The organism is Cronobacter muytjensii ATCC 51329 (genome assembly GCF_001277195.1).
Lineage (GTDB): Bacteria > Pseudomonadota > Gammaproteobacteria > Enterobacterales > Enterobacteriaceae > Cronobacter > Cronobacter muytjensii.
Window position 1 is genome coordinate 1,707,235 of record NZ_CP012268.1, and the last position, 11,157, is coordinate 1,718,391.

Annotated in this window: 9 protein-coding genes and 2 pseudogenes; 7 read left to right on the forward strand and 4 right to left on the reverse strand. The window is 56.1% G+C overall.

Annotation, left to right across the window (positions count from 1 at the left end):
• Positions 1–3 precede the first annotated feature (3 nt).
• Together AFK63_RS07980 and AFK63_RS07985 are read right to left on the reverse strand one after the other, a co-directional pair.
• On the reverse strand, positions 4–1,230 hold the full coding sequence (locus AFK63_RS07980; protein ID WP_007749357.1) for an MFS transporter: 1,227 nt from the start codon (positions 1,228–1,230) through the stop codon (positions 4–6).
• On the reverse strand, positions 1,227–1,754 hold the full coding sequence (locus tag AFK63_RS07985) for a GNAT family N-acetyltransferase (RefSeq protein ID WP_038862701.1): 528 nt from the start codon (positions 1,752–1,754) through the stop codon (positions 1,227–1,229). The genes AFK63_RS07980 and AFK63_RS07985 overlap by 4 nt, the downstream gene beginning before the upstream one ends.
• Before the next feature lie 98 nt (positions 1,755–1,852).
• On the opposite strand from AFK63_RS07985, the gene AFK63_RS07990 reads away from it, so the two are divergent.
• From AFK63_RS07990 to AFK63_RS08010, 6 genes and pseudogenes are all read left to right on the forward strand, one after another.
• Positions 1,853–2,758 carry a LysR family transcriptional regulator gene (locus AFK63_RS07990; protein ID WP_038862702.1) on the forward strand — a complete coding sequence of 302 codons (906 nt, stop codon included), beginning with the start codon at positions 1,853–1,855 and terminating at the stop codon, positions 2,756–2,758.
• Positions 2,759–3,065: 307 nt separating this feature from the next.
• Positions 3,066–3,239: pseudogene (locus AFK63_RS21210) on the forward strand (TIM barrel protein); the annotation flags it as partial.
• A gap of 15 nt (positions 3,240–3,254) precedes the next feature.
• Entirely contained in the window at positions 3,255–4,307 is a 1,053-nt protein-coding gene (locus tag AFK63_RS07995; RefSeq protein WP_038862703.1) for a Gfo/Idh/MocA family protein, read from the forward strand.
• Positions 4,304–6,565 (forward strand): glycosyl hydrolase family 65 protein, encoded by a 2,262-nt coding sequence (locus AFK63_RS08000; RefSeq protein WP_038862704.1) that lies wholly within the window; start codon positions 4,304–4,306, stop codon positions 6,563–6,565. The genes AFK63_RS07995 and AFK63_RS08000 overlap by 4 nt, the downstream gene beginning before the upstream one ends.
• Positions 6,547–7,230 (forward strand): beta-phosphoglucomutase, encoded by a 684-nt coding sequence (gene pgmB, locus AFK63_RS08005; RefSeq protein ID WP_038862705.1) that lies wholly within the window; start codon positions 6,547–6,549, stop codon positions 7,228–7,230. The genes AFK63_RS08000 and pgmB overlap by 19 nt, the downstream gene beginning before the upstream one ends.
• A 9-nt stretch (positions 7,231–7,239) precedes the next feature.
• A complete protein-coding gene (locus AFK63_RS08010) occupies positions 7,240–8,322 on the forward strand; it encodes an ABC transporter ATP-binding protein (protein ID WP_038862708.1) in 1,083 nt (360 codons plus the stop codon).
• A gap of 56 nt (positions 8,323–8,378) precedes the next feature.
• Here AFK63_RS08010 and AFK63_RS20350 read toward each other — a convergent pair.
• A pseudogene (locus AFK63_RS20350) lies at positions 8,379–8,582 on the reverse strand (hypothetical protein); the annotation flags it as partial.
• A gap of 301 nt (positions 8,583–8,883) precedes the next feature.
• Here AFK63_RS20350 and AFK63_RS08015 point away from each other — a divergent pair.
• Complete coding sequence (locus AFK63_RS08015; protein ID WP_038862711.1) at positions 8,884–9,804, forward strand: bifunctional helix-turn-helix transcriptional regulator/GNAT family N-acetyltransferase; 921 nt, start codon at positions 8,884–8,886, stop codon at positions 9,802–9,804.
• Between the two features lie 336 nt (positions 9,805–10,140).
• Here AFK63_RS08015 and AFK63_RS08020 read toward each other — a convergent pair whose 3' ends face one another.
• A complete protein-coding gene (locus AFK63_RS08020) occupies positions 10,141–11,133 on the reverse strand; it encodes a LacI family DNA-binding transcriptional regulator (RefSeq protein ID WP_038862712.1) in 993 nt (330 codons plus the stop codon).
• Between the last annotated feature and the right edge of the window lie 24 nt (positions 11,134–11,157).

Genomic DNA, 11,157 nt, shown 5'->3' on the forward strand with positions numbered 1-11,157 from the left:
GCGTCAAATATTTTTCCCCGGAATGGATGGCACGTTCTTATCCCGGTTCTGTCCAGCAGAGGAAGGATGGCGACGCCAGATCACTATGGAAATCGCCGTGATGAACAGGGTAAGGATGGCAGATAAAAGCAGCGTGCCGGGTATGCCGTATCGCTCCAGCAGTATGGCGTAAGCTGACGGAGCGAGCGCCGCGAGCAAAAAAGCTGGTGACAGCAGTACGCCTGTTTTACGGGCATACTGCTGCGGATCAAACAGCACAAGAGGTAGTACGGCCTTAACTACCGTACTCAGTCCGTTCACAGCTCCGTAACTCAGAATAAAGATGGCTGTAGCCACAGGGGTAACATTACCTGCAAGGCCGGCCAGAAAGCAAAATGGCAGCAGAATGCCAGTAACCAGGCTCAGACGAATCGCTGAAGTACGTGCGCCAGAAGCCACGTCCAGCAGTCTGGCGCTCACCTGTCCCACTCCCCACAACATACCCGCCACGGCGGGCATACCATAAGCGGCCAGTATCTGAGGAAAATGAGCGGACACGCCGGTGGAAACAAAGCTTATCAGCGCTATTAGCGTGGCGTACCACAGGCCGCTGATGAATGCTTTTCGGTCTTCTGCTGTTCCGATCGCCGGAAGAGCAGGCTGCCCGGCAACGGGAGGTTGACTCCGATGCCCTGCCGGAACGGTGGACAAAAAAAGCAGGCTGACAATGCCCGCGCAGCCGTAAACGATAATGGCATGCCGCCAGTCGGTAATGTGCAGTAGCGCAGCGCCAGCAGGCCAGAACGCGACTGAAGCGAGACCACCCAGCAGTGTGACCAGGGTAATTGCCCGGCGGGCCCCTGCGCCTGCGGTTTCTACAAGCAGAGCAAATGCGGCATCATACAGTGCAAGTCGCATGCCGGCTCCCGTCAGGAGCCAGACGGCAACCCACGATGTTGTTGAATGGGTAAAAGCCATCAAAAAACAACCGAGGACTATGGCGAAGGTTCCCGCCATCATCATCGTATGTACGCCGGTACGGGCCATAAGGGGGCCGGTAAGCGGCGAAACAAGCCCCATAACAAGCATGGCAGTAGTCAGCCCGGAGAATGTCACAACCGGCGACCAGCCTGTCTCCGCCATGATGGCGCTCCCGAAGACTCCCGGCATATAGAATGTGATACCCCAGTTGATAAACTGCGTCATGCCAATGCAGAAAATGGTGCGGCCTGTCAGATACCCGTCAGTCAACCTGTACTTTCCGGAAATGTGGCGTCGCCCTGCCCAAGCGTACGCTGCATGATGACCGTATCAAGCCAGCGTCCGTGCTTGAAGCCCACAGATTTGAGCGTTCCTGTAATTCTGAAGCCTGCCGCACTATGCAGGGCAATAGAGGCGGTGTTTTCGCTGTTGCCAACTACGGCCACAAGCTGGCGAAAGCTACGGGCCTCTGCCCATACGACCGCATTCGATAACAGCTTTTTTCCAATCCCCTTACCCTGAAAGCCAGGGGCAATATATACAGAGTCCTCCAGGGTGAATCTGTAGGCACACCGTTCCCGGTAGAGTGATAGGTAGCAGTACCCGCGGATATCGCCGTCTTCAACCGCCACAAACCAGGGCAGTCCTGCTGCCCGCACCTTTTTCAGACGGGCTGTCATTTCAGCCGAATCCGGCGGTTCGGTTTCAAAAGTGGCGGTGCCATGCAATACGTGATAAGCATAAATCTGCTGGATGGCAGGAATATGTCGTTCATCTGCTTCGGTTATTTCCATCGGTACGGCTCCTTCTACGGTCAGAAGCAGAGACTAACCCGAATGAATAATTTCAGACAGGCAGCAGGACTTATCAGCGGCATAAGGAAAATTTTGGTATGGCAAACCTGAACCTCGATTACCTGGTTACTTTCAGACTGGTCGTCAGCCGGGGCAGTTTCTCCGGCGCGGCTGAAGCACTTGGTCTGTCGCAGCCGGCAGTGAGCCTGCAGATAAGACAACTGGAGCAGGCGCTTCAGGTCCGACTTATTGAGCGAACCAGCCGGGGAGTAAGGCCCACGCCTGCCGGGCTGACTCTCGTTGAGCACAGCATGAAAATTGATGCAGTGGTAAGTACAGCAGTTGAATCGGTGTGCCTGCATTCCGATGAGATAACCGGCACTGTTACTGTCGGCACAGGCGCAACGGCCTGTATTCATCTACTGCCCCCCTTACTGCAGCAACTGCGGCAGGTCCATCCCCTGCTGAAGGTGGACGTACGCACAGGTAATACTTCCGATATTGTGCGGGGCGTGGAGGAAAATCGTATAGATATTGGCCTGGTGACTCTGCCAGCTGCAGGTAAAAACCTGAGCATCATCCCGCTGGGTACGGATGAGTTTGTTGTCATCATGGAAAAGGATGCATCAGAGCAGAGCGCGAAAATATGGACTCCGGGCGCCTTGCTGCCGCTGCCGCTGATTATCTTTGAACCGGGAAGCGGGACACGCGCCCTGATTGACCAGTGGTTCCGGGAGACGGGACATATTGCCTGCCCGGTCATGGAGCTTGGCAGTATCGAGGCTATTAAAAGAATGGTCCGTGCAGGTCTTGGCTACAGCATTGTTCCCCGAATGTCCGTTGCATGCATCGAGGAAAGATCGGGGCTAGATCTTTACTCTGTGGCGCCCTCTCTTCACAGGACTCTCGGGGCAGTTATGCGGGAGGACCGGATTGTAAGCAGAGGAATCAATGAAGTGCTGAAAAGCCTAAACAGCAGTTTTGCAAAAAAAGAAATCAGATAAATATTATTCGATATCTAAACCGGACAGGTCCGTTCTACTCTTCCCGGCGAAGTATCACTACAGCGTTTACCAGCTACCAATGTCCGCTCCTGGCACAAAGCTGACAACAGGATTAGGCACATGTAATAGCTTTGTACCACTTGCTATTGCCGAGAATGATAGGTCAAACCGTGGGGCATATATGGGACACATGAGTGTCATAAATGCCCCAAACATGAACATAAAGCGAGCTAGTTAAGTGCTTAAAAAAGCCCATTCAGCCCAGAAAATACGGTAAATTTCCAAAACTCCGCACCGTCCTTCCCTTATCGCCGATAACCACCGCTACCAGCCGGGTAGCGGCGCCATCGATTTCCGCGTGGCGTTCGACCAGCTCCGCGCCGACGGCTACGACGGCTATATCGTCTACGAGTGCCGCATCCGGGCTGACGATCCGGCACAGGCGTACCAGCAGTCTCTCGATTTCCTGCGTCAGTGTTAAGAGGCGGCGTGCGAAATGAGTGCTCATCAAGCCTCGCCACTACGGGTCGCCATTATCGGCGCCGGTCAGGTGGCGGATAATGTCCATGCCTCGTTTTACCGCACACGCGAAGAGGTGCAAATGGTGGCTGTCTGCGACAGCCGCCCTGAACAGGCGCAGGCGTTCGCAGAACGCCACGCCATCAGGCACGTTTTCGCCGATGTCGCCACGCTGCTTGCTGACGCGCGCCCTGATGTGGTGAGCGTCTGTTCGCCAAACCGCTTTCATCATGAGCATGTGATGCAGGCGCTGGCCGCGGGCTGCCATGTGATGTGCGAAAAACCGCCCGCCATGACGCCCGCGCAGGCGGACGAGATGCGCCAGGCCGCGCGTCGCGCCGGAACCGTGCTGGCCTATGATTTTCATCACCGTTTTGCGCGCGATACCCAACTCCTGCGTGAACAGGTCGCACACGGTGTGCTCGGTGACATCTATGTAACCAACGCCCGCGCGCTCAGGCGTTGCGGCGTTCCTGGGTGGGGCGTGTTTACCAATAAAGCGTTGCAGGGCGGCGGGCCGTTGATAGATATCGGTATTCATATGCTGGATGCCGCCTTATTTGTGCTCGGCTTTCCGCAGGTCTCGCGCGTCACCGCGCACACGTTCCAGAAGCTTGGCACGACCAAAAGCAGCGGCCAGTTTGGCCACTGGGATCCGCAGCGCTACACGGTAGAGGACGCGCTGTTCGCCACTCTGGAGTTTACGAACGGCGGCATTTTACGTCTCGAAACCTCCTTTGCGCTCAACATTGCGCCGCAGTCGTTGATGAACGTCGAGTTCTGCGGCGATAAAGCCGGCGCGACGCTGTTCCCGGCCCATATCTATCAGGATTGCGATGGCGAACTGCTGACGCTGATGCAGCGTGAAAAAGCCGATGAACGACGGCACCAGCGCAGCATGGAGGCGTTTCTCGACTGCGTGCAGGGCAAACCCGCGCCGATTGCCGATGGTGAACAGGGCTGGCAGATCCAGCGGCTGGTAGCCGCTATTTATCAGGCGGCAGAAACAGGGATGTGCGTTGAACTATGAATCCGTTAACTACGCTGGTCGAAGCGCGCTTTGACCCGCATTACCACAACAAATACGCCACGCTGATGGCCGCCGGTAACGGCGCGCTCGGTGTGCGCGCCACGCATGATGAAGCCTACGTCACCCAGACGCGCGGCATGTATCTCGCCGGGCTTTACCACCGGGCGGGCGAGGGCGAAACCACCGAACTGGTGAATTTGCCGGATCTGGTCGGCATGGAGATTGAACTGAATGGCGAGATATTCAGCCTGCTGAGCGGTGAGCTCCTGCGGTATCACCGCGAACTCTGCTTTGCGAGCGGTGAACTGACGCGCGTGGTCGACTGGCGTTCGGCGCAGGGGTTGCGCTTTACAATAACAAGCTCGCGGTTTGTGTCGGCGCAGCGGCTGGGAGCGTTTTGCTCGCGGATAGCGATTACGCCGCATGACGGTTCAGCCACGATACGCGTCGCGACGGGCATCGACGCCACGCAAACCAACAGCGGTCGACAGCATCTGGCGGAGCGCGAACTGCGGGTATTTGACAACCGCTATTTGCAGGGGCGCTACCGCACGCTGGATAACCACTCTGACGTTACGCTGTGCTGCGCCTGCCAGGTAAGCCCGCAGGCGCAGGTGAGCTTTTCTGCTAAAAACCGGCGTCTGTTACAGCATACTCAGCAGACGATCGCCGCAGGCGAAAGCTTTACGCTGGAGAAGTGCGCATGGGTCAGCGCAACGCTCGACGGGCCGGATGATAACGCCGCCGCGCAGTCGCTTATAAGACTGCGGGAATGCGCCGTCGCAGGCTACGACGCGCTGCTGGCTGAATCCTTACAAACCCGGCGCACCTGGTGGCAGGGCGCGCGCGTTGAGGTCGAAAGCGACCGCGAGCAGGATCAGCAGGCGCTCGATTTCGCGCTCTATCACCTGCATGCCATGACGCCGCGTCACGACGAGCGCAGCAGCATCGCGGCGAAAGGACTGACCGGGGAAGGCTATAAGGGCCATGTATTCTGGGATACCGAAGTTTTCCTGTTGCCGTTTCACCTCCATACGGCGCCAGGCGTAGCGCGCCAGCTGCTGCGCTACCGCTGGCTGAATCTGGCGGGCGCGCATCGCAAGGCGGCGCGCTGCGGCTGGCAAGGCGCGCTGTTCCCGTGGGAGAGCGCACGCAGTGGCGATGAAGAGACGCCGGAATTCGCAGCCATCAATATCCGTACCGGGCTGCGCCAGAAAGTCGCCTCTGCTGAAGCGGAGCATCATCTGGTGGCGGATATCGCCTGGGCGGTCGCTGCCTACGGGCAGGCGACGGGCGACGAGGCGTTTATGGCGCAGGAAGGCCGAGAACTGCTGGAGGAGACCGCGCGGTTCTGGCTCAGCCGGACGCAGACGGTGAACGGGCGGCTGGAGCTACACGATGTGATTGGCCCGGACGAATACACCGAGCACATCAACAATAACGCGTACACCAGCTATCTCGCGCATTACAACGTCGCCCTGGCGCTTGACGCCCGCCGCCGTTCGGGCGGCCCGGACGACGGATTTATCGCGCAGTGCGAGGATTTTCTCGCGCGGCTCTTTCTGCCCATGCCGCGGCAGGACAGGGTTATCGCGCAGGATGACACCTTTTTCAGCAAGCCGACAATCGACCTGACGCGCTACCGGGCGCAAGCAGGCAGCCAGTCGGTGCTGCTGGATTATTCGCGCGCCGAAGTCAATGAGATGCAAATTCTCAAGCAGGCGGATGTCGTTATGCTGCTCTATATGCTGCCGTGGCGGTTCGACAGCGCTACCGTTGCCGCGAACCTCGACTACTACGAGCCGCGCACCATTCACGACTCCTCGCTGAGCAAGGCCATCCACGGCATCGTAGCCGCCCGCTGCGGGCGCAATGACGAGGCATACCGCTTCTGGCGCGCGGGTTGCGACATCGATCTCGGCGACGCCCCGCACAGCAGCGACGACGGCATTCACGCGGCGGCGGCCGGCGCTATCTGGCTTGGCGCGGTGCAAGGGTTCGCCGGTATCCGCATTGAAAAAGGCGAACTGCACGTGACGCCGTCACTTCCTCAGCACTGGACGCGGCTGACGTTCCCGTTCTGCTGGCGGGGCTGCCAGCTGAATATTGCGATGACGCACGACACGCTGACCCTTATCACCGACCGCGCCGTCACGCTGTTTATCGACGCGGCGGCGGTGGAGATAGACGGCAGAACGGTGTTTCACCTGACCGACCACGGCTGGCGCAAGGAGGCGATATGCAACCCGACGCGGTGATTTTCGATCTTGATGGCGTCATTACTGACACCGCCCATCTGCATTTTGTGGCGTGGCGTCAGGTAGCGGCGGACATAGGTATCAGCATTGACGAGACGTTTAACCAGCAGCTTAAGGGCATCAGTCGAATGGGATCGCTGGAGCGCATCCTTACCTTTGGCGGGAAGGACGGGCAGTTCAGCGCGGCGGAGAAAGCCGCGCTGGCCGCGCGCAAAAACGCGTGCTATGTCGACTCGCTGCGCTCGCTGACGCCACAGGCGGTGCTGCCGGGGATCGCTGAACTATTACCGGCATTGCGTGAAGCGAGCATCGGCATCGGGCTTGCCTCGGTATCGCTTAACGCGCCGGCGATTTTACGCGCGTTGGGGCTCGCCGACGCCTTCGATTTTTGCGCCGATGCCGCCCGGCTGACGCGCTCCAAGCCGGACCCGGAAATTTTTCTCGCCGCCTGCGCAGGGCTCGGCGTGCGTCCGGAACGCTGCATCGGCGTGGAGGACGCCCAGGCCGGTATCGACGCCATCAATGCCTGCGGGATGATCGCCGTCGGGATTGGCGCCTCGTTAAACGGGGCGCAGTTGCGGCTCGACGATACCGCGCAACTCACCTGGCCGCGGCTTCACGCACTCTGGAATCAACAACGGCGCGCCACGGCGCGCTGCCAATAAGGACAGCATATGGCTCAACTCTCTTTACAACATATTCAGAAGATTTATGACAACCAGGTTCACGTCGTTAAAGATTTCAACCTGGAGATTGCCGATAAAGAGTTTATCGTCTTCGTCGGGCCATCGGGCTGCGGCAAATCCACGACGCTGCGCATGATAGCCGGGCTGGAAGCGATCAGCGGCGGCGAACTGCTAATCGACGGCGTGCGTATGAACGACGTGCCCGCCAAAGCACGTAATATCGCGATGGTGTTCCAGAATTATGCGCTTTATCCACATATGACGGTCTATGACAACATGGCGTTCGGGCTAAAGATGCAGAAGGTCGCGCCTTCAATCATTGAAGAGCGCGTCGCCTGGGCGGCGCAAATCCTCGGGCTCAAGGAGTATCTGAAGCGTAAACCGGGGGCGCTGTCAGGCGGTCAGCGTCAGCGCGTGGCGCTCGGACGCGCTATCGTGCGCGAGGCGGGCGTGTTCCTGATGGACGAGCCGCTCTCTAACCTCGACGCGAAGCTGCGCGTTCAGATGCGCGCTGAAATCAGCAAGCTGCACCAGAAGCTCAATACCACCATGATTTACGTAACCCACGATCAAACCGAAGCCATGACAATGGCGACGCGGATTGTGATTATGAAAGACGGCGTTGTGCAGCAGGTCGGCGCGCCGAAAGAGGTCTATAACCATCCGGCGAATATCTTTGTGGCCGGTTTTATCGGTTCGCCCGCCATGAATTTTATTCGTGGCGCGATCGACGGCGACTTCTTCGTCACCGAAACCCTGAAACTGCCGCTGCCGGTAAATAAAAGAGCGCAACTCAACGCCAGCGGTTGCCAGCGTAAAGCCGTGGTATTAGGCATTCGCCCGGAAGATATCCTCCCCGGCGCGTCAGGGGAAAATATGATTGAGGCGAAAATTACCGTTGCGGAATTAACCGGCGCGGAATTTATGCTCTATGTTACCGTCGGCGGGCACGAAATGGTGGTACGCGCCAGCGCGGATAAAGATTATCAGGCTGACCAGCGTATCCCGATCGCGTTTGATATGAATAAATGCCATTTCTTTGACAGCGAAACCGAAATCGCCATTGCCTGATTAAAACATGCACAAAATAAGCTCCGTTTAAGACGGAGCTTATTTTTTTGTCATGCCTGACTTTGTAATACATTTCGTCTGCCGTCTGGTTTTTCAGGGCGGTTTTTCCAGTATTTGTAGCTGCTACGATGAGTGGAAAAACCGGCATCCATAGCGCTGGCTGCATCTGCAACGGTGTCGTTCTGGTCAAGGACCAGTGGAGCGGATTCGCATTTAAATTCTGCGCTGAAACTTCTTATTTTTCCTGGGGCATCTGTCATGTTCTGAGTTGAGCGTATCGCCTCTGTTCAGATGGCCAAATTCAGTGTGCCACTACAAACGAAACGTTTTAATGAATGGCTTTCAGGATGAAAAAAACTGGCTCAATAGTACAAGCGCACAGAGTATCAACATCGCAATGGTGGTCAGAGCAACTGTCCTGCGCAGAATGATGTCTGTTGACCTGGGGCGTTCCATAAAAAACTCCTTTTTGGTTGAATGCGATTCATGATATACAATTTAGTTAACGGTGTTAACAATATTATGTATCATGAGTCATCGCATCTTTAAAGGACCTAATCTATGGAACAGCAAGAAATACGATCTTTTCGCGCAACGCTTCGTGAAATGGTCAGAGAATTAGGTATGCTCAACCGTAAAGCGAGTGGGACTGAGCTGTCCCCCCTTCAGAGTCATATACTGATTGAACTCAGCAGACAGCCATATGGTTGTACTGAACTTGCCAAAAATCTTTGTGTTGAGAAAGCAAGCATGAGCCGGACGCTCCGGAGTCTTAGTGACGAGGGGTATCTGTTTAAAGAAAATGACACACAGGATGGTAGAGCCTCGCGATTCAGGTTAAGCAAATCAGGCGAACGACTGCTTTGCGCACTTGAAGAAAATGCCGACAGATTTATCGTGGAAGCTCTTGCGTCGTCATCAAATGATGAAATTCAGCTTTTCCAGCAAATCATCAGGCGCTTTTCAGTCAGCTTAAGTAACGCACGTCGTCAACGTGAATCAGGGGTAATTTTCCGTAGACTGGAGCCTGCAGATAACTGCGCAATCGCAGAGATTATCCGTAACAGTTTTCGAGAGAATAAAATTGACCATCTTGAAGGCGTTAGCCTCCATGACCCTGAACTCGAGCGCCTGAGTGAAGCTTATAAACATCCGGGCTGCGGATATTGGGTTGTAGAAGCAAATGGACAAATAGTCGGAGGGGCTGGCCTTTCGCCATTGCGCGGAGAAGAAGGCATTTGCGAAATGCAGAAGTTGTTTTTCAGAAGCGACGCACAAGGAATGGGACTAGGCAGGCGAATGATCGCGTTCATCATTTCTCAGGCTTCTGCAATGGGATACCACTCCTGTTATCTTGAAACCCTTGAAGAACTCAGGCGTGCAGTACGCCTCTACGAATCCTTTGGATTTAAGCATATTCCCGAGCGGCTTGGCGATACGGGCCATAGTAGCTGTGGCATATACATGCTTAAGACACTGTGATGATGACGTTCTCTGTATGTCAGCGCCAGGCACAAACCTGACAGCGGGTTCAGGTACATGAATTCCCTTTGTGCCACTTGTTATAGCTGAGTATTGTGGGGCAATCTTAGGGGCATATATGGGGCATATGAGTGTTATAAATGCCCCAGATATGATATCGATCCGGTTAAGCGTTTAACAAAGCCCCATCAGTTAAGGAAATACGGTAATTTCCCAAACCCCACGCCATTTTCCCTTAACGGGAATAGCTACCGCGAACTCCGACAGCGCAATTGAAAATGCGATGGCCTGATTAAGACTGCTATTAATACGCTCCGCGTAAGACGAAGCTTATTTTCAGATGGGCGTGGTGGGAATTAATGTACGCGCCGGGATGGGCTTTCCGGCAATGCGGGCGAAAAGCAGCGCGCTGCTGATATCGCCTAATTGCTGTGTGGGGATATCGATGCCGCCAGGCGGCGGGTTGAGCAGGAAAGAGAGCGTTTCGTTGCTGTAGCCGACGACCGTCAGCGCCTGCGGGATAGCCAGATCGCGTTCGGCGGCGGCGCGGTAAAGGCTCATCAGCTTCAGGCTGTCGGTGGCAAACACCGCATCGGGCGGTTCGGGCATGGCGAGCAACTGTCGCGCCGCCGCCAGCGCGTTCTCCTGGGTATAGCCGCCATCCACGACCAGCGCAGGGTCGTCTGCACGCCGATGCTTTGCGAGGCTCGCGCGAAATCCGGCGAGCCGGTCGATGGAAACATGATAGTCGAGCGGGGCATGAAGGCAGGCGATGCGCTGGCATCCGCGGGCGATAAGCGTATCCGTCAGCGCGATGCTGTCATGGTAATTATCGGTATCGACGGAACAGATATGCTGATACTGGCCCACCACATTACCGATAACGACCACCGGAATACCGCACTCATCGAGCCTTGCAATAAACGATTCCTCCGCTGGCGAGCTCAGCATAATAATGCCTTTAATCATTTTCTGACGAATGCGTGTCAGGCATTTCTGTAAGTCATCTTCGCTATTACGCGACGTCTGGAGAATAACATCGAAGCCGGTTTCTTCGGCGCGCGCCATAATCGCGTGCAGCACTTCGGAGAAAAAAGGATTACCAGCCGTGGTTTTTGTCGACCTGGTGGAAATCACCATAATGGCGTCAAAGCCGGAAGAAGTCAGCGCACGCGCCAGTTTATTCGGCTGATACTGAAGTTCGTCGATGGCTTTTAACACCCGCTCGCGCGCCGCCTCGGAAATATTGGTCTGATTATTCAGTACGCGCGATACCGTCGATTTTGACACTTTCGCCACGCGGGCAATATCGTAAATGGTCGGGGACATTCGACCGTGCTCCATCACATCGCA

Bases quoted from the DNA above. Each gene is read 5' to 3' on its own strand.
- AFK63_RS07985 (WP_038862701.1), bottom strand. From the start codon at position 1,754: ATGGAAATAACCGAAGCAGATGAACGACATATTCCTGCCATCCAGCAG.
- AFK63_RS07990 (WP_038862702.1), top strand. From the start codon at position 1,853: ATGGCAAACCTGAACCTCGATTACCTGGTTACTTTCAGACTGGTCGTC.
- AFK63_RS07995 (WP_038862703.1), top strand. From the start codon at position 3,255: ATGAGTGCTCATCAAGCCTCGCCACTACGGGTCGCCATTATCGGCGCC.
- AFK63_RS08000 (WP_038862704.1), top strand. From the start codon at position 4,304: ATGAATCCGTTAACTACGCTGGTCGAAGCGCGCTTTGACCCGCATTAC.
- pgmB (WP_038862705.1), top strand. From the start codon at position 6,547: ATGCAACCCGACGCGGTGATTTTCGATCTTGATGGCGTCATTACTGAC.
- AFK63_RS08010 (WP_038862708.1), top strand. From the start codon at position 7,240: ATGGCTCAACTCTCTTTACAACATATTCAGAAGATTTATGACAACCAG.
- AFK63_RS08015 (WP_038862711.1), top strand. From the start codon at position 8,884: ATGGAACAGCAAGAAATACGATCTTTTCGCGCAACGCTTCGTGAAATG.
- AFK63_RS08020 (WP_038862712.1), bottom strand. From the start codon at position 11,133: ATGTCCCCGACCATTTACGATATTGCCCGCGTGGCGAAAGTGTCAAAA.